General features: G+C 52.6%; 18 protein-coding genes. 11 read left to right on the forward strand and 7 right to left on the reverse strand.

The features are described 5' to 3' along the window. Positions 1-159 precede the first annotated feature (159 nt). On the forward strand, positions 160-924 hold the full coding sequence (locus J2I46_RS10015; RefSeq protein ID WP_207328860.1) for a hypothetical protein: 765 nt from the start codon (positions 160-162) through the stop codon (positions 922-924). Between the two features lie 40 nt (positions 925-964). On the opposite strand, the gene J2I46_RS10020 is transcribed toward J2I46_RS10015, so the two are convergent. Next, positions 965-3,274, reverse strand: a complete 2,310-nt coding sequence (locus J2I46_RS10020; protein WP_207328861.1) for a T9SS type A sorting domain-containing protein — start codon at positions 3,272-3,274, stop codon at positions 965-967. 230 nt (positions 3,275-3,504) lie between these two features. On the opposite strand from J2I46_RS10020, the gene J2I46_RS10025 reads away from it, so the two are divergent. Beyond that, positions 3,505-4,296 (forward strand): DUF3050 domain-containing protein, encoded by a 792-nt coding sequence (locus J2I46_RS10025; protein ID WP_207328862.1) that lies wholly within the window; start codon positions 3,505-3,507, stop codon positions 4,294-4,296. Between the two features lie 91 nt (positions 4,297-4,387). Here J2I46_RS10025 and J2I46_RS10030 read toward each other — a convergent pair whose 3' ends face one another. Next, positions 4,388-5,299, reverse strand: coding sequence for an LEA/WHy family protein (locus J2I46_RS10030; protein WP_207328863.1), 912 nt, complete (start codon positions 5,297-5,299; stop codon positions 4,388-4,390). A gap of 153 nt (positions 5,300-5,452) precedes the next feature. Continuing rightward, complete coding sequence (locus J2I46_RS10035; protein ID WP_207328864.1) at positions 5,453-5,848, reverse strand: hypothetical protein; 396 nt, start codon at positions 5,846-5,848, stop codon at positions 5,453-5,455. Positions 5,849-6,088: 240 nt separating this feature from the next. On the opposite strand from J2I46_RS10035, the gene rpsT reads away from it, so the two are divergent. From rpsT to J2I46_RS10055, 4 genes are all read left to right on the forward strand, one after another. After that, positions 6,089-6,358, forward strand: a complete 270-nt coding sequence (gene rpsT / locus J2I46_RS10040) for a 30S ribosomal protein S20 (RefSeq protein ID WP_207328865.1) — start codon at positions 6,089-6,091, stop codon at positions 6,356-6,358. Between the two features lie 145 nt (positions 6,359-6,503). Next, complete coding sequence (gene radC, locus J2I46_RS10045) at positions 6,504-7,202, forward strand: RadC family protein (protein ID WP_207328866.1); 699 nt, start codon at positions 6,504-6,506, stop codon at positions 7,200-7,202. 78 nt (positions 7,203-7,280) lie between these two features. Further along, entirely contained in the window at positions 7,281-7,913 is a 633-nt protein-coding gene (locus J2I46_RS10050; RefSeq protein WP_207328867.1) for an HAD family hydrolase, read from the forward strand. Between the two features lie 9 nt (positions 7,914-7,922). Further along, on the forward strand, positions 7,923-9,119 hold the full coding sequence (locus J2I46_RS10055) for a site-2 protease family protein (RefSeq protein WP_207328868.1): 1,197 nt from the start codon (positions 7,923-7,925) through the stop codon (positions 9,117-9,119). Between the two features lie 92 nt (positions 9,120-9,211). Here J2I46_RS10055 and trxA read toward each other — a convergent pair whose 3' ends face one another. The 3 genes from trxA to J2I46_RS10070 form a co-directional block, all read right to left on the reverse strand. Then, positions 9,212-9,526 (reverse strand): thioredoxin, encoded by a 315-nt coding sequence (gene trxA, locus J2I46_RS10060; protein ID WP_207328869.1) that lies wholly within the window; start codon positions 9,524-9,526, stop codon positions 9,212-9,214. 93 nt (positions 9,527-9,619) lie between these two features. Then, positions 9,620-10,351 carry an oxygenase MpaB family protein gene (locus J2I46_RS10065; RefSeq protein ID WP_310589007.1) on the reverse strand — a complete coding sequence of 244 codons (732 nt, stop codon included), beginning with the start codon at positions 10,349-10,351 and terminating at the stop codon, positions 9,620-9,622. 59 nt (positions 10,352-10,410) lie between these two features. Next, positions 10,411-11,130, reverse strand: coding sequence for an OmpA family protein (locus J2I46_RS10070; RefSeq protein WP_207328871.1), 720 nt, complete (start codon positions 11,128-11,130; stop codon positions 10,411-10,413). Positions 11,131-11,493: 363 nt separating this feature from the next. Between J2I46_RS10070 and J2I46_RS10075 the strand changes: the two genes are divergently transcribed. The 5 genes from J2I46_RS10075 to J2I46_RS10095 all read left to right on the forward strand — a co-directional run bounded on the left by J2I46_RS10075 (position 11,494) and on the right by J2I46_RS10095 (position 15,808). Beyond that, the gene (locus J2I46_RS10075) at positions 11,494-13,674 is read left to right on the forward strand and encodes a S9 family peptidase (RefSeq protein ID WP_207328872.1); all 2,181 of its coding nucleotides are present in this window, start codon (positions 11,494-11,496) and stop codon (positions 13,672-13,674) included. Positions 13,675-13,754: 80 nt separating this feature from the next. Next, positions 13,755-14,162, forward strand: coding sequence for a response regulator (locus tag J2I46_RS10080; protein WP_207328873.1), 408 nt, complete (start codon positions 13,755-13,757; stop codon positions 14,160-14,162). Positions 14,163-14,222: 60 nt separating this feature from the next. Then, a complete protein-coding gene (locus J2I46_RS10085; protein WP_207328874.1) occupies positions 14,223-14,723 on the forward strand; it encodes a methylated-DNA--[protein]-cysteine S-methyltransferase in 501 nt (166 codons plus the stop codon). Between the two features lie 12 nt (positions 14,724-14,735). Further along, positions 14,736-15,377: a hypothetical protein gene (locus J2I46_RS10090; RefSeq protein WP_207328875.1), complete on the forward strand. Its 642-nt coding sequence runs from the start codon at positions 14,736-14,738 to the stop codon at positions 15,375-15,377. 86 nt (positions 15,378-15,463) lie between these two features. Next, a complete protein-coding gene (locus J2I46_RS10095; RefSeq protein ID WP_207328876.1) occupies positions 15,464-15,808 on the forward strand; it encodes a hypothetical protein in 345 nt (114 codons plus the stop codon). Between the two features lie 65 nt (positions 15,809-15,873). On the opposite strand, the gene J2I46_RS10100 is transcribed toward J2I46_RS10095, so the two are convergent. Further along, positions 15,874-17,211: an MFS transporter gene (locus J2I46_RS10100; RefSeq protein WP_207328877.1), complete on the reverse strand. Its 1,338-nt coding sequence runs from the start codon at positions 17,209-17,211 to the stop codon at positions 15,874-15,876. Positions 17,212-17,245 lie beyond the last annotated feature (34 nt).

Genomic DNA, 17,245 nt, shown 5'->3' on the forward strand with positions numbered 1-17,245 from the left:
GCATAAAACCTGCCACAGTTGGCAGCTGAGGAGCAAAGTTCAGCAATAAACCCGCGCAACGTACTATGTCTGGGTACGTTGTCAGTCACTAACCAGTGTATATCTCTGCACTATTACTCCGTACTTTGTGGCTCAATGATTGGTAATCTGCTAACTCGCATGAAAAATATACTTGATAGTCTTGAGGGCAGAAACGAACCTTTATACATCTTCGGCCTTGTTTGTTTTGGGGTCGCAGTGGCCTGTATCGGTCTGATCCAATTCACCAACGTTCAGGTACTGGGCGTCAATGCCTGGTACAAACCGCTCAAGTTTGCCCTCTCTATTGGGCTCTTTACCTGGACCATGGCCTGGTATTGTGCTTACCTGAACGCGCCCCGGACAGTTTACTGGTACAACTGGGTCGTGATTAGCCTGCTGGGGTTTGAACTGCTCTATATTGTGGTGCAGGCCGGGCGGGGGCAGCTTTCTCACTTCAATATCAGTAGCCCAATGTACGCCGCCCTCTATAGTGCAATGGCCGTGGCGATCACCATTGTGGTGTTATGGACGGGGTATATTGGGCTATTATTTTTTCAGACAAACTTTCCGGATCTGCCAGATTACTATGTCTGGGGCATCCGGCTGGGCATTTTGCTGTTCGTTATTTTTGCCTTCGAAGGCTTTGCCATGGGGGGCCGGTTAACGCATACCGTTGGCGGTCCAGACGGCGGACCGGGTCTCCCGTTATTGAACTGGAGCAGGCTGTTTGGCGACCTTCGTGTTGCGCATTTTGTGGGCATGCATGCTCTTCAGGTACTGCCTATACTCTCCTGGTATCTGCTGAAAAACACCAAAGCAACTTTTCTGCTTGGTCTATTTTACGGGTTTGTGGCCGTTTGGTTGCTGGTGCAGGCCTTTCAATCGAAACCGCTCATCAGGTAGCCGCAGTAAACGACCCCGTTGGAACGGCTGGTCAACGAGCCTATTGCTTCACCACGCGGCGGACAATTTTCTGCCCGTTGATCAGCACCTGCAGCAGGTAAACGCCAGCAGGTTGTTCTGCCAGCGATAGCGGTGTGCTTGGCTGTTTGGTGGATTTCGTCAGTACTGTATGCCCTTGCTCATCAAGCAGCAGCAGGGTAGCCGGTTCATTCAGCAGGGATGGGTCTAATTGTATGCTGAGCAGAGTGGTAGCCGGCACAGGGAAGACCGTCACTAAACTGGCCAGAGGTTCAACTGCGAGCAATGGCGATACCGTAATAACTACCCGACCCGGAATATTTGTGTTCAGACTACAGCCGTTGCTCAGGCTGGTTAGCTGATACGATGTTGTGCGGGTGGGGTTCACGTCGATCAGGTAGGGGTTTGTTGCTGTCGTTACGGTCTGGATGGCACCAAGCGTAGTGGTGCTATCGCGGTACGAAAACGTCCAGGGGCCGTCGCCGGTAAAATGTATGGCTAGCTTTCCAACACCGCCATCGCTTATGGCGGGCGTTGAGGTGGTCATACTGGCCGATGTGGGGCCAAGCACCGTGAGTGTAGTGGCGCTGGGCGTACCGATAATCGGAATTTTCGGATTTGTTGCGCTTACCCGTACCAGATATGTACCCGACGTAGCCGTGGCGGGCAACACACCAGTCAGTTGGCTATTGCCCACCTGTTGGGTGATTACCAGATTGTTATAAATAAGCTTCGAGCTGTCTGGGTTCGTCTGGGCAAGCTGAAGGCGAAATACACTGCCCGGATTGAACGTACCTGCGGTTTGGAAAACAGCCGTGATAGTGCTCCCTGCACAGGCGGTTGCAGACTGCAGCGTTAGGGTACGAATGGTGGGGACCAGCACGACCACTGTGGCTGTAGCCGGATTGCCAGGCAAGCCAACACCACAGCCGTTATTGACCTCCGTAACCTGGTAAACGGTTGACCGCGTGGGCAGTAGTAACAGCGTTGTGTCTTTCGTGGCTACCCCCGTCAGTGTTGTCGTTGCCGGTGTGGTGGTGATTTGGTACTTATAAGGCCCGGTGCCGGTAAACGAAAGTTGAAGCGGGAGTTCAATGCCCAGATTGATGTTCCGGCCGCCCGATAATGATAGGGTAGGAGACGCCTGAACAATTACCCGGATAGCGAGTCGGGCGCTTGGGCATCCGTTCGTGCTTAGTTGCGACACGTAATAGATATCGCCATCGCCCGTTTTACTGGCGTTCAAGGTCGACGGAATTGGCCCAACTGTGGATGTGGTGCCGCTGGGGTCTGTCCAGATCAGATTGGTACCAGTAGCCATCAATGGCTCGGCGGTTGCGCCCCGGCATAGCTCAATCAGCGTTTTGGGGGCAGTGGGAGCCTCTGATAGTGCCCGAACGATCACACTTACCGAAGCAGGCGCACTCTCGCACCGGTCGACCGACTGAGTAACCCGATAAACAGACGTACCTGCCGACGTGGTAGCGGGCGTTAATGTTGATCCTGCCAATGGTGTGCCCAACGAATTATACCAGGTGAGATCTGCGCCGGCATGGGTGACCGTAGCTGCTATCTGGGTGGCCGGCTGGTTCTGGCAATAAGTGAACGAGGAAACCGAGAGCGAGGGAGCCGCTGGCCTGATTTTTATCTCTGTGGTCAGGTAAGATACTGAACCCGGCTGGTCAACCAGATTACAACCCTTACTCTCGTCTATCGCCACGTACCTGAAATTATACGTCGCTCGGCCAACATTAGCTGGGTTGATCACGGGGGCCACAAACGTGCGCTGACTGGTGCTGGCCAGAGCAGTTCCCTGGTCGTAAAGAATCCGGTAATTATCAGGAATTGGTCCCACCAGCGACGACAAAGACAGGGGCGAGTCATTCTGGCAAAACGTATACTGGCTGGTGTAGTTACCACTCGATTGCGCCAACAGGGTGGGGGCAGATGCAGGCTGTGTTTTGATAAACAGCGATGTGGGACTGTCTGACCCAACCGTGGTGGGATTACTGATGACCACTCTGACCTTATATGTACCTGTTGCCAGCAAATTAAGCAAGGCAACCGAGGCCGTGTACTGGCCCGTTGTTGGGTTTCCTACCACTGTGCTGGCGGGCAGCGTGGTTAGTTCTGAACCTCTGCTGAACTGTATCGAAAACTTGTTGCTTGCCCCAATCGTACCTGATAACGAAAAAGGAATATCAATTTCGGAAGTAGGGCAAACCGAAGTCTGGCCAAGCGCTTGAGTCGAGATAACCGTCTGGGCAATCAGTGGGGCGTAGAAAAGTACAAGAAGTGGCGGCAGAACAAAATAACGTACATGTAATGGCATATTAAGGTGGTGGGTTGGTTACTAAGATAACGCGGAAGGCTACGGGTAAAAAACAGTTAACAACTTCGTCTGTATTGAGACGTAGAATTGATGAAAAGTCAAATAGGCATACAAAAAAGGAAAAAGAACAGCCTGACGTACGATTTCACGCCGGAGAAAGGAAGGCCTGAAGCAAACCTTTTGGCTGTACAGCGCGTACATAATACGTACACATAACCTGTGACTTTATCATGGAAGCTATGCTTGCCCAATTAACAACCGCTCTGGAACCCACACGCCAGCGATTGCTCAATCACCCCGTTTACGCCACCGTCTGTGACCTTGATGGGCTACGCGACCTAACAACTTATCATGCCTTTGCTGTATGGGATTTTATGTCGCTGCTGAAGGCACTGCAACGTAACCTCACCAGCGTAGCTGTTCCCTGGGTGCCCGTTGGCGCGGGTAGCACTCGCTACCTCATCAATGAGATCGTAACGGGCGAAGAAAGCGACGAAGCCCCCGAGTGGCTGGGCCTTACTGATTCACACATCAGTCACTACGAACTGTACCGGATCGCCATGCAACAGCTTGGCGCAGACACCGACCCGATCGACCAGTTTCTTGCTAAACTTGCTGCTGGTCTCTCTGTTCAGCAGGCCCTGCGTGAAACCGACGTACCTGAAGGAGTCCGTCAGTTTGTCCAATTTACGTTTGATGTCATTGCCACCGAAAAACCGCACATACTGGCATCGGTTTTCACCTTCGGACGTGAAGACCTGATTCCCGACATGTTCCTGAATCTGGTGCGGTCGCTGGATGCAGACGCGCCCGACCAACTGCGTACGTTCCGATACTACCTGGAACGGCATATCGAAGTAGATGGCGACCATCATAGTCACCTGGCCATGCAGATGGTGATGGCGTTATGCGCCAACGATGCCACGCGCTGGCAGGAAGCTACCGACTGGGCCATTCAGAGTATGGAAGCCCGCATTGGGCTTTGGGACGCCGTTTGTGAGCGCGTTGCCGTTGCTAACTAGTAAGTGATAAAAGAATAAAGCGGCGTTCTGTGGGCTTGAATTAGCTCTACAGGACGCCGCTTTTTATAGGCCTGTGCAGATAGAAAGCTGTTTATTTCAGCTTGGCAAAGTCGGCTAAAGATCCTTTGATGGTGGTCACGATCTTGCTTTCTTTGAACATCGGGTTGTCGCTCTTGTCCAGAATTTTGCAGCGGAAAGCAACCTCAACGGGGGTATCTTTCTTGTCGAAAAGCATTTTGGGCAATAATCCCAAGGATTGGCCCGGTTTCACCGTCATAGGCACCACAAACGGGGTTGCTCCCTGAGCTTTGATCAGAATGGGCTGCGGCTGATCACCCTCTGCAATCAGTTTGCCATCAACGGTTACGCTGTAGTGCGTGTCGGTAATGTTGAACGGGAGCTTGTTTTTATTGGTGCAAATAATTGTTGCTGCCACATCGGTCTTGTTCAGGCCGAATTTGCCCAGATCAATATCAGCCACCTTAAATTCAGGAATATAAACTACCGGCGCCCGCATCGACTGCGTTACGGTAAAAGTGCGCTCCCCGGCAATGGGTACGTCCAGGTCGAACGTAGTCAGTACACGGTAGTCGGTGCTGTCGGTACCGGCTGCTTCCAGGCGTTTGAGTACGCTAAGCAATTTTTTTGAAAATAATCTGGCGGGTAGCGCCACCACGGTGCTGTCCTGCGACTTCACTTCGATGGTCTTGTCATACGCATCTTTAGCTACCTCTTCGTTGTCGATATAGAGCGTGTAGTCAACTTTCCGGGCTTTGAAACCAATTGGCAGCGGGTTATCGATGAGCAGGTACATATTCATCAGAATAGACTCATCAGTCACGTCGGTAAGATCGAAGCGACTCAGTTCAAGGCGTGGTTTCAGCGTACCATCATACGCCCCCCCTTCTGATAGGTCCTTTGTTTTCAGGCTGTTGTAATATACGTACCCACCAATACCCAGCACAAGCAGTATTCCTACTGCAACCAACCATCCCTTCTTCATAACGTCGTGTTTCTGTATAGAACTTCCACCACGGGTAATAGTTAAGAATGAACGGATTACGTACCCGGCGGCCGGGCAAAAGCAACTGTAAACTCGTACTGCCGGAAAGGTTAGCTCGTGGCAGTGCGAGTTTACAGGTAGAAAGCAGGTAAGTTAGTTCAGATGAACCAGCGCTGATTTATAAACGCGTGATTCGAGCGATTCGAGCCATTGATTGAGCGACTCGCTTGCGTCACGGGCATTCAGCAGCTCGGCATCGACCTGGCGAAGCAGGAAATACAGCTCGTGAATGTGGCACCATTGCCGGTTCAGGGCCGCCGCCTGATCGGTGGTGGCGGGTAATTGCCGGCTTTCGGTTGTCAACCGACGGAGGCTCTGGCGCAGGTGATACCGAAGGGTCATTAACCGGCTGGCAATTGGTAAGGTTTGCTGTTGCTGCTCTAATTTGGAGATACTCCGCGAGAGCAGTGTGTTGCGCTGATTCAACTGATCAGACACAACCATCCAGGCTTGGTCGGCCTGAAGTGATTCAAATGTTACGGTTCTCATGCTAGGTATATGTTACAAGAACAAATCTATACATTTGACAGAATACACCAACTGCTGGTTTAGTTATTTGGCAAATTAAATTTTGACCATTCGTTGATTAGCCAAATAGAACGTATGGGTGGTGCAATTTTCCCTCTATCGTGCTGTTTAACAGGGAAACTATCCGGCTTCTGTTTGTGATAATGCGCTCAAACGCTTACCTTTGCGGACTCATTTCGGAAACCGAACCAAGTCCTGTCAATGGCAAATCATAAGAATACCAAGAAAGCAATCCGGACCAACGCCAAAAAGCGTCTGTTGAACCGGTACCAGGCCGTAACTAGCCGTAACCTCGTGAAAAAACTTCGCGGCACTACCGATCACAGCGAAGCAAGTGACCTGCTGAAGACGGTGATCTCGAAACTCGACCGGTTGGCCAAAAAGAACATCATCCACAAGAACAAAGCCGCCAACAACAAATCGAAACTGACTCGTTTCGTTAACAAGCTGGCTCCCGCTACGGCTGCTTAATTGTAGCTTACCGGTTCTCGTTCTTCCAGAGATAGACCTTATCTGCCCAAGCGGATAAGGTTTTTTGTTGGTAGGTACGTTACTTTTAGACAGCTGATCAGGTCATGACAGCAACACGTAATGACCATTCCAAGGCCGTAAAAAAATGAACACGTACCAGCCATTGCGCAGTATAAAAAGCTGGGCTGAAGAAGATCGCCCCCGCGAAAAGCTAATGCTCAAAGGCATTGCCGCTTTGTCTGACGCCGAACTGGTAGCCATTCTGATCAATTCCGGTACGGCCGAACTTTCGGCAGTTGACGTAGCGCGTAATGTACTCGACGGTGTGGGCAACAATCTGCACGAACTGGCTAAACGGAGCGTAAAAGACCTGTCGAAATTTCGGGGCATTGGCGAGGCGCGGGCAATCAGCATTGTGGCGGCGCTGGAACTGGGTCGGCGCCGCCGCGAACAGGCGCCCGCAGAGCGACATCGTATCACCTGCTCGCGGGATGCGTATGAAGAAGTACGGCCTTACCTGATGGACAAGCCCCACGAAGAGTTTTGGATATTGCTGCTTAACCGGGCCAATGAAGTGATGCGCCCGGTGCAGATAAGTGCAGGCGGTATATCTGGCACCGTAGCTGATCCACGGCTGATTTTCAAGGTAGGGCTGGAGTATCTGGCCAGCGGTATTATTTTGGTCCATAACCATCCATCGGGTAATCTGACGCCCTCGCAGGCCGATAGAGACCTGACCCGTAAGCTCAAAGAAGCCGGTCGTTTCCTGGATATTCCCGTTCTTGACCACCTGATCGTGACCGACCGAACGTACCTGAGCTTTGCCGATGAAGGAATTCTTTAATGGTTAACTGGTTGATTAGTTAATTGGTTGATTAGCTAACCGATCAACCAGTTAACCAATCAACCAATTAACAACCAAATGAAAAACATCATTTTTGACCTGGGCGACGTCATCATTCCGATCGACCTGCGGGCACCGCTGCGAAATTTTGCTCAACTGGCCAACAGAACCGAAGCCGAGATGGAGGCCCTCTGGAAACAACACGGCATCTGGAAACAGTATGAAACCGGGCTGGTTGATGATGAAGCCTTCAGAGCGGCCGTGCGTTCGCTGGTTCGGGATGAGTCTGACGAACCTGACCGCTGGGCCGATGAGATCATTGATACGGCCTGGAACAGTGTTCTGCTCGACCTTCCCGTCGAACGCATCGAGCGTATCCAGTCGCTGAAGGGTAAGTACCGTCTCTTTCTGTTGAGTAATACCAACGCGATCCACATCCGGGAAGTTGATAATCGGCTGGCTGAACTGGGGCAACCATCCCTGGAATCGCTGTTTGATCAGGTCTATTATTCGCATATTGTCAGAATGCTGAAGCCGAATCCCGACATTTACGGGTACGTTCTGGAGCAGGCTAATCTGGAGCCTTCTGAAACACTTTTCCTTGACGACAATCTGCTGAACATCCAGGCCGCAGCGGCGTTAGGTATCCGGGCGGTGCAGGTCGTAGCGCCCAAAACAATTCTGGATTACCTCGACGAAATCGGGGCCTAATCAGTTCATATGCAACCACGTAAGTACCTCATCCACATTGTTTTATTTTTAATTACGCTAATCACTACTACGGCCGCTGGTGCCGAGTGGATGTATGGCTTGGATTTTATTCCGCCCGAGTGGGTCTACGAGGCAAAGACAATTCAGCAGTATCATCTTAAATCATTAGGGTGGCCGCAGTTCTGGACCGGGCTGAATTTCTCGATCCCGTTTCTGCTGGTGCTGACGGTTCATGAGTTTGGCCATTACTTCGTGGCGCGGGCCAACAACGTCCGGGTTACGTTGCCCTACTACATCCCTTTCTGGACCGGGCTGGGGCAGAGCATCGGTACAATGGGCGCGTTCATCCGAATCCAGGATTATATCAGCAGCCGCCGGAAGTACTTTGATATTGGCGTGGCTGGCCCGCTGGCTGGTTTTGCGGTGGCCTTACTGCTGTTGTGGTATGGCTTCACACATTTACCGCCAATCGATTACATCTTCACGATTCACCCCGAGTACAAGAAGTATGGCCTGAATTATGGTGAATTTATTACCAAAAATATAGCAGAGGCAAAGGCAAAAGGAAGCAACATAACGGCGGTGGCGCTAGGTGATAATATGCTGTTCTGGTTTTTCAAGACCTATGTGGCTGATCAGTCGCTGTTGCCGCACCCGTACGAGATGGTTCATTATCCGTATCTGCTGGCGGGTTACCTGTCGCTTTTCTTCACCTCGCTGAACCTCATTCCGATTGGCCAACTCGATGGGGGGCACGTGCTCTACGCACTTATTGGGCGAAAGCGGTTCAATGCCCTGGCTCCGGCGCTGTTTATTGGGTTTGTATTCTACGCCGGTCTGGGTTATTTCAAGGTCTCTGACTTTGCCACCGGCGACGACGAGGCCTTCCGCGATGAATTATTCGATCTGGTTCTATACGTTGGTGCGCTGTTTCTGGCTTTCTCGCGTATCAACGATCGGCCCATTACAGCCTTGCTCATCAGCTTATCGGTGGTTGTGGCGCAGTTTGCCGTGACGTTCGTCTTTCCCGAAGCGGAGGGGTATATTGGGTTTATGGTATTTGCTGTAGTGCTGGGGCGTTTTCTGGGTGTCTATCATCCCGAGACGGAGCAAAACGAGCCGCTTAGTTCGGGACGAAAACTGCTTGGCTGGCTGGCGTTGTTGATATTCCTGCTGTGCTTCAGCCCGAAACCGTTCATTCTTTAGACTACTACCTACTAATTCGATTCAACGCCAAAACGGCTCCGCATATGTACCTGATGCGGAGCCGTTTTGGCTATTAGTAGAACTGCGTTGCCCTATAAATATGGTTTTACCGACGCTTCGAGTTTGCCAATAGATTGGACACCCGTAATGCGCCAGACCACTTTGCCATCTTTGAAGAGAATCATGGTAGGCACGCTCTGAATCTGGAATTTGGTGGCAGCAGCACGGCTACGGTCAATATCAACCTTCACGATCTTGAGCTTATCGCCCGTTCTGTCGCCAAGGTGTTTTAACGTGGGAGCCAGTGCTTTGCAGGGCGCACACCAAGTGGCAAAAAATTCGACCAGCACGGGTTCACCGCTTTTGATGAGGTCAGCGAAGGGGAGTTGCTGATTGGATTTGTTCATTAGTTTGGGGCCAGGTACGTTAAGCCTGTAAATTGACCGTATAAGACAAACCGCGCCAGGTACGTGCTGAGTTCCAGCGGGTCAGCAATACCGTTATGGCGTTCGCTCCAGCGCCTGAATCCGGGCCAGGTACGTTGCCGGCAGGAGCGCCCGCTGTACCAGGGCGCGCAGGCCCAGGGCGCGGGCAGTGGGATATATCCAGAGCAGATTAGCCAGTAACGGGCGTTCTGGCAGGTCGAGCAGGCGGGCAACGCGGTCGGGCACAAGTAAGCTCTGTGCCTGCCGCAGCAGACTATAGCGCCAGTCACCAATTTCTTCGTGGTAACGTCGGAAAAGGGTATCGGTGTAGGAACTGCGTTCGAGGTCGTTGGCCAGATGCGCTTGCCGATCCAGTTGCCAGTCAGTGTAGTTTACAGGTAAATCCGGGACTCCCATGCCATCGCCTACGCGCCTGAATACGTCAAAGAGTTCTGCCCGTTCGGGTTGCGTGAGCGGGCGGTGAAGCAGGGTATAGGCCCGCTCCGAATAGTCGATCAGCATATAGAGCACATCTCTGTATGCCCAGTCGGGAATGGCGTAGCCCCGGCTCGCTTCAACACCTGCGTGTATGGATGCCATTCGGCCCACAGCCTGACGGGCTCTCTGCTCATCGGCGAAAACGATTTGCTGGGCATACTGGACGGTCGAAAACAACCGGCCGATAGGGTCTGCGGGGAGCTTTCCGGTAAAGAATAGCCAGTCGACGGCCTTATTTAGGGCAAACTCAGCGGCCGAGCCCGCAAAGACCAGTAAAATCACGTCGGCATCGCCCCAAATACGACGCACAATAGAAGGTTCCTGAACAAATGCCACGGCGATAGAGGTGTGATCGTGCTGCGTACTACCTACAGTACCACAAACTCAACGCGACGGTTCCGGCGTTTATTTTCTTCTACGTCGTTGGGTGCCGCCGGGCGGGTGTCGCCATAACCGGCATGGCGAAGCCGATCTTCTTTTATTCCCTTTGCAATCAGGTAGTTGGTAATAACCTTAGCCCGGTTTTCCGACAGGTATTGATTCAAGCGCCGGTCGCCAACATTGTCGGTGTGCCCAGCAATCTCGATCTTTAGCGATGGTTCGCCCTGCAACGTACGAACCAGTTTATCCAACTGCTCAAATGATTCGGGGCGCATCCTGTAGCTGCTCTGGTCGAAATAAACCTTGTCGAGCTGAATGGCCGTCCCCTTCGTCAGCTGCCGGAAAACGGTGTCGGTTTTGTCGAGTGGCACGGAATAGCCATATGTGGCGCAGGTATCGCAGGGAGCCACCATCACAAATTCGCCTTCGTCGTAGCCGGTAGCCGAGGCAATCACCAGCAATGAGTCGGCACGGGTCATGATAAATTCAAAATCACGCTCCCTTGTCGAGGGACCCGTGTAATCTTTTTTTGCCAGATAGGCATGTACTTTGAACTGGGCAGGCAGGCGGGTGCCTGTTTTGCCATCAACGGCAGCCAGCGAGAAAACGGTGTTCGTTGGCTTATTTGATAGGATAATGGGTGCCTGAGGGGCCTGCCCCAGCGCAAGGCAGGGAAGCAGCAGTAAGAGGTACAGTAAGCGAGGCATGATTCGTGAGATATGGGTTATTCAACTCCATTCAAATTTCGGGCCGAACTGATCGGTTGGGCAACATGGAGCAGGGCTAAACATACAGCCATAGCAGATCGTTTTGTACCTTGACAACCTAAACACAGCGAAACAATGGCTAAAGCACAAGATGCCCGTTCCGAAAAAAAGAAGGAACCGGCCAAATCGCCCAAAGAAAAAAAGGCGGCCAAACAGGATAAAAAGCAAGAGCGCAGCCGCCGTCAGGACTAATCGATCGGCTCGACGAATACCAACGCACCAGGCCCTAAATGGTCTGGTGCGTTGTGTTTTGCGGCCTTCATACACGTCTTATGCGTTTATTTGTGCAAAACAGCCCTGCCAATGTCGTTTCGCTACACCACGCTCTACTTTTTTTTTATCTGCTTCAGCCAGGCTCTGGCCCAGTCTGGTGCATCTCAACCATACTCGATCGATGATGTCCTGTCGGCGCCGTACTGCCAGAATCTGAGCGGAGTTGGCAACCGGATCGTGTGGGTGGTGAACGAGCGTGGTAGGCGGAATCTGTACACCGCCACCTTTCCAAATCCCGTTCCCCGAAAACTGACCAACTTTTCGGCCGATGATGGGCAGGAACTAGGCGATGTAACCCTCTCGCCCGACGGCCGTTGGGTTGCTTTTGTGCGTGGGGGCAGCAAAAATGCGCAGGGCGTAAATCCCAATCCGACGAGTTCGCCAACCGGGACAGAACAGGTTATTTATATATTACCTACCGGTGCGCCCGCCATGCCTATGCGCGTGGGACAAGGTAGCCGACCCGTGTGGGCTCCCGAACCGGCTGGCACTACCGGCGTAACCCAGCGGCTGGTTTTTGGGCGGGGTGGTCAGCTCTTTCAGGCGCGGCTGGCCGATCTGACCAACCAGCGCGTTCGGAAAGAACCTTCGCTGTTGTTTACGGCGCGCGGTATGCAGGCCGACTACAGTTTCTCCCCCGACGGTAGCCGAATTCTATTTACGAGTTACCGCGGTTACCATAACCTGATTGGAATTTATGACAGTAAACTACATCAGGTACGTTGGCTGGCCCCCGGCGTTGACCGCGACCAGTTTCCGGTCTGGTCGCCGGATGGCCGACGGGTGGCGTTTATTCGGGTACCGGGGCAACGGCATGGCGAGTTGGAAAACATTCAGGGTGGACATCCTTTTGCGGTCTGGGTAACCAACGCCGATCCACTGCCCGACGGCATGCCTGACCCGGGGCAAATGCTCTGGCAATCACCGGCCGACGATGGCGGTTTCGCGCAAACGTACCCCGCCGAACCCATCCGCTGGACCCGATCGAACCGGATTTTGTTTTTCTCGGAACACGAAAACTGGATGCACCTGTATGCGCTCAACCCTACGCTGGCCGGTGACCCAATCGACCTGACGCCGGGCAATGCTGAAACCGAAGAAACGACAGTTTCGGCCGACGGAACGTACCTGTACTACAGCAGTAACCTGAACGACATCAACCGGCGGCACCTTTGGCGGGTGCAGATCGTCACGGGCCAGCGCGAAGCCATAACGACCGTCAGTTCGGGAGCAGATTCAGATAGTAAAGGCATTGAAACAGACCCGGTGGTGGTTGAATCGGCGGCTGGTCAAATGCTGGTGTATCGATCTGCCAACTGGAATCAGCCTACAGCTATTGCGTACTTATCAATAGGTACCATGCCGGAAACGAAGCTATTCCCGACCGAACTACCCGCCTCATTTCCAGGTACGTTGCTGACAGAACCTCAGGCCGTTACGTTTGCTGCCGCCGACGGTACGGTGGTGCACGGGCAATTGTTCTTACCCAAAAAGAAGTCGACGAAAGCGCCTGCGCTGGTGTTCATGCATGGCGGGCCTATGCGGCAAATGCTGCTGGGCTGGCATTACCGGGGCACCTACTACGCCAATGCCTACGCCATGAATCAGTACCTGGCATCGCAGGGATATGCAGTATTGTCGGTCAATTATCGGGCGGGTATTGGCTATGGGCGTGCGTTCCGCCGGGCTGATAAACAGGGGCCACGCGGCGCGTCGGAGTATCAGGACGTGCTGGCTGCTGCCCGGTATCTGCAGCAACACTCAGCCGTAGATCCGGCCAGCATAGGGTTATGGGGTGGTTCCTACGGTGGTTATTTAACCGCTATGGGCCTGGCCCGGAATTCAGATGTATTTGCCTGTGGTGTAGATATTCACGGCGTACATGACTGGTCGTGGCGGGGCAACATGTTTTCGCCGGGAGGGGGCTGGGGCATTGGCGAGGCCGATATGAAAGACGCGTTTGCTTCATCACCCAATGCCAATCTGGATGGCTGGCGGTCGCCATGTCTGTTTATTCACGCCGACGATGACCGGAATGTGACTTTTGCCGAAACGGTTGATCTGGTACAGAAGCTTCGCAGCAGGAACGTACCTACCGAGGTGCTGATCTTCCCGGACGATGCACATAGTTTACTATTACACCGCAACTGGCTGGCTACATACAGAACAATGGCTAAGTTTTTTGGGAAGTACCTGCCTGTTTCGCGTTAACTACAGAAAGAATTAATTTCTGCGCATAGCGGTACTGACTTTTATCCAACTAGCAAGACCCTTATGCCAATGCAACAGCTATGGACAAACATCTTCAATGTATTATGCTGGTCGATGATGACCCTGACGATAACTACATTCATGAATTAGTTATTGCCGATTGGGGCAAATGCGATGCCGTACGTGTTGCTGAAAACGGGATCGAAGCCCTGAAATACCTGGCTAATACAGACCACCCCGATTACATTCGACCAGAAGTGATCTTACTGGATATCAATATGCCGGGCATGAACGGGTTCGAGTTTCTGGAAGAATACCACCGGCTGGCCGATAACCTGAAAAGTAATGTGGTTGTGATGATGCTCACTACCTCGCTTAATCCGTCAGACGAGAACCGCGCTGAACAGTTCAACGAAGTAACGGGCTATAAGAATAAACCCCTCACAAAAGCGATGCTGGACGATGTACTGATCGGACGTTTTTCGTAAGTTAGCCTGAAGCAACTGATGGCCACGCACCTGACGCGGCCAAAATCGGGCTTTGGTTGTATGCATACGTACCTGTCTTCTCCTCTTGGCACCCTTCGAATAACCGGCGACGTATCGGGCGTGTCGGCCATTTCGTGTCTGGACGACCCTATGCCCGATCTGTTCCTGATGCGTGATCTGCCTGTACCCTTGAAACAGGCCTGTGATCAGCTTACTGATTACTTCGACGGTATCCGTAAAGATTTTACGTTTCTCATGTCGCCTATCGGAACACCATTCCAGCAGCGCGTGTGGGAGGCGCTGTTAACGGTGCCGTTTGGGCAGACCCGGTCTTATCTATCGTTGGCCCGCCAGCTTGGTGATGAAAAGGCGATCCGTGCTGTGGCGGCTGCCAACGGCCGCAATCCGCTGGCAATTGTTGTGCCCTGTCACCGCGTCATCGGCTCGGATGGGAGCCTGACGGGTTATGCGGGTGGCTTATGGCGTAAGCAATGGCTGCTGGAACATGAAGGCTCGCGCCGAAAAACCAATGAAGGTCAGTTAAGCCTGTTCGCTTTTTAGGCAAGCCAACTTATGCCTGCCCGGAACGATACCGCTTCAGCGGCGGGGTTTATCCTGATTCCACTGGTTGGTATCGCCCTGTTCCTGCTGCTGTTCTTTTGGGCAACGTACCTGTATCCCGGTGGTTGGCAGGCCGATAAACAGGCTGTTGGCTTTAGCTGGATGCACAATTACTGGTGTAATTTGCTAAACGAACGGGCCATGAATGGTGAACAGAATCCCGCCCGACCAGTAGCCCTGGCTGCTATGCTCATCCTCTGCGGATCGCTGTCCGTCTTCTGGTATTATCTGCCACTGCTTTTTTTACATACCAACCAGCGCGCCGACCTACTGCTTCAAATCACGGGTATCTGCTCGATGTTTTCGGCGGCGTTTATAGTCACGGCCTATCATGATATCGTAATTATGATTGCCAGCCTGTTCGGCTTCTTCGCCCTCGCAGGTACGTTCGTCGGCCTCTACAGATGCCGTTTAGTAAACTTATTCTGGTTTGGCTGTAGCTGCCTGCTCCTGATGGCGGTGAATAATTACATTTATTACACGAAAGATTTACTCTATTATTTGCCAGTTATACAGAAAGTTACGTTCGTGGCGGTGTTGTTCCGGATTGTCTGGATGATCAAAGCCATGTATGCACGGCAGCAGGCAAACTAGCGGGCTTTTGCTATCGTATAGACTGTCAACGCACCAGCAATGCAACCGGTAGAGTCAATCGCGAATCCAACTCCTGAACCAAAACCATGTATATGACCAAATACCTGCTTCCGCTCTCGTTTGCACTTATAACGGGCCTGTGTGGGTTCGAAAAATCAACAATTACGGTGTCCAAAGACTTTTCTGACAGACAGGTTAAACGGGCAGAGCGGCAGGCAACCCGGCGGTTCGGCACGCCCGTTCGGATACAGGTGCTTGGCCGGAACGAAAAGAATGAGATAACCAACCTGGAATTCTTCAGATACACACCCGACGGACGAAAAGGCGGCGGCTGCTCGTCTGATAAGTTCGGTGTGCTGGTTGTTACCCCGAATGGCTGCCGAATTGCCGATGTTGGCCACGAGACCGATTCGGCGATGCTTGGTAAATAACCAGGACAAGCATTCTGAAGATCAGAGCAACAATGGTGTTTAAAGAGGAATGTGTTTGCTGGGTATCAGGAAGTTGTGTTTTGCGGCAGTGTAGTCTGCTTTCGGGACAGGTACGTTATCCAGAGCAGACTACAGGCAACCATTGCGGTACTGAACAGACCGATCGTCGGTGCTGTTGCAACGCGCTGAGCGTGGCCGGACAAAAAAGCGCCGACTACATCGGCCAGGTTAATCATCGCCATATAAGCCGTAAACTGAGATCCTTCAACATCGGTCCGGCAGAGCGACATAATGATCGGGATAGCGGCAACACTCAGGCTGGGGTCCATCATGTTCCAGATGATGGACCCTGCCGACGCTACCGTGGAGTTTGACCAGTATGAGGCTAATAAATTGATAGTCAGTAAATAGATAAAGTGGAATCCGATCAGATAGGGGAGTATCCGTCTGGCACCGAACCGATCGGCTATTGTGCCTCCTGCGAGCACGACAACGATCACAATCAGCACACCATAGCTACCCGAAAGACCTGAAAGGGCCGTGTCGCTCCAGCCGAGTTGCTGAATCAGGTGAACGTTATAGGCGCGAATAAAGATACTCTGAGCTGAGTAGACCAGCAGAATGGGCAAAAACCAGCGTAAACTGCTTCGATCAGTCAATCCACGAACCAATTCACGGAAAAGCCATCGGGTTGGGTGGACATGTGCCTGTATAAGCGCCAAATCAGTCTGTTTGGTACTGTGCCCCGGGAACAAGGCATCGGTGGGTCGTTCGCGAATACACGCCGTCAGTACCGTGAATAACAGCAAAAAAGCAGACTGGGCAAGCACTGCTGCATGAAAGCCCTGATGGCGAAGCATATAGGCGAGTCCGGCGGCTCCCAAACCGGTGCCCAGCAAAAAACCACCCCGCATAAATGCGTTTGTCCGGCCCCGCTCGGTGGCTGGAATGGTTGAGATAGCCATGGCATCGACGCTGGCATCCTGAACCGACGCGAAGGTGCCGTGAACCAGAAAGGTCAGCCCCAGAAGCACCACCTGACTGGCCGGATCGTCGACCAATAGCATAGACAACGAAGCCAGGAAAGCCATTCCCTGGGCCACGACGACCCAGGGCCGCCGACGACCCAGGCGAGAACCCTGATACCGATCGATGAACGGACCCCAGATGAACTGAAAGGTCCAGGGTAATCCCTGCATGGCCACAAACGTACCGATGCGATCGGCACGGAGGCCTTCGGCTGCCAGGTAATTTGCCAGCGCTGTGGTAGCAAATCCTGCAGGAACCCCCTGCATGACGTACAGATAAAAGAAGGTGATAAACCGCAGGCGCTGGCTCTGGGTCAGAATCAGCGCCGGGCGGGAAACAGTCGGTAAAGCCGCTGTTGATGAGCCGGGTTCCATAGTAAGCGTAAGCTAGCTAAAGACGAACTGGCAC

Source organism: Fibrella forsythiae, assembly GCF_017353175.1.
Taxonomy (GTDB): domain Bacteria; phylum Bacteroidota; class Bacteroidia; order Cytophagales; family Spirosomataceae; genus Fibrella; species Fibrella forsythiae.

Bases quoted from the DNA above. Each gene is read 5' to 3' on its own strand.
- J2I46_RS10015 (WP_207328860.1), top strand. From the start codon at position 160: ATGAAAAATATACTTGATAGTCTTGAGGGCAGAAACGAACCTTTATAC.
- radC (WP_207328866.1), top strand. From the start codon at position 6,504: ATGAACACGTACCAGCCATTGCGCAGTATAAAAAGCTGGGCTGAAGAA.
- J2I46_RS10035 (WP_207328864.1), bottom strand. From the start codon at position 5,848: ATGAGAACCGTAACATTTGAATCACTTCAGGCCGACCAAGCCTGGATG.
- rpsT (WP_207328865.1), top strand. From the start codon at position 6,089: ATGGCAAATCATAAGAATACCAAGAAAGCAATCCGGACCAACGCCAAA.
- trxA (WP_207328869.1), bottom strand. From the start codon at position 9,526: ATGAACAAATCCAATCAGCAACTCCCCTTCGCTGACCTCATCAAAAGC.
- J2I46_RS10085 (WP_207328874.1), top strand. From the start codon at position 14,223: ATGCATACGTACCTGTCTTCTCCTCTTGGCACCCTTCGAATAACCGGC.
- J2I46_RS10075 (WP_207328872.1), top strand. From the start codon at position 11,494: ATGTCGTTTCGCTACACCACGCTCTACTTTTTTTTTATCTGCTTCAGC.
- J2I46_RS10090 (WP_207328875.1), top strand. From the start codon at position 14,736: ATGCCTGCCCGGAACGATACCGCTTCAGCGGCGGGGTTTATCCTGATT.
- J2I46_RS10050 (WP_207328867.1), top strand. From the start codon at position 7,281: ATGAAAAACATCATTTTTGACCTGGGCGACGTCATCATTCCGATCGAC.
- J2I46_RS10030 (WP_207328863.1), bottom strand. From the start codon at position 5,299: ATGAAGAAGGGATGGTTGGTTGCAGTAGGAATACTGCTTGTGCTGGGT.
- J2I46_RS10095 (WP_207328876.1), top strand. From the start codon at position 15,464: ATGTATATGACCAAATACCTGCTTCCGCTCTCGTTTGCACTTATAACG.
- J2I46_RS10100 (WP_207328877.1), bottom strand. From the start codon at position 17,211: ATGGAACCCGGCTCATCAACAGCGGCTTTACCGACTGTTTCCCGCCCG.
- J2I46_RS10080 (WP_207328873.1), top strand. From the start codon at position 13,755: ATGGACAAACATCTTCAATGTATTATGCTGGTCGATGATGACCCTGAC.
- J2I46_RS10020 (WP_207328861.1), bottom strand. From the start codon at position 3,274: ATGCCATTACATGTACGTTATTTTGTTCTGCCGCCACTTCTTGTACTT.
- J2I46_RS10025 (WP_207328862.1), top strand. From the start codon at position 3,505: ATGGAAGCTATGCTTGCCCAATTAACAACCGCTCTGGAACCCACACGC.
- J2I46_RS10055 (WP_207328868.1), top strand. From the start codon at position 7,923: ATGCAACCACGTAAGTACCTCATCCACATTGTTTTATTTTTAATTACG.
- J2I46_RS10070 (WP_207328871.1), bottom strand. From the start codon at position 11,130: ATGCCTCGCTTACTGTACCTCTTACTGCTGCTTCCCTGCCTTGCGCTG.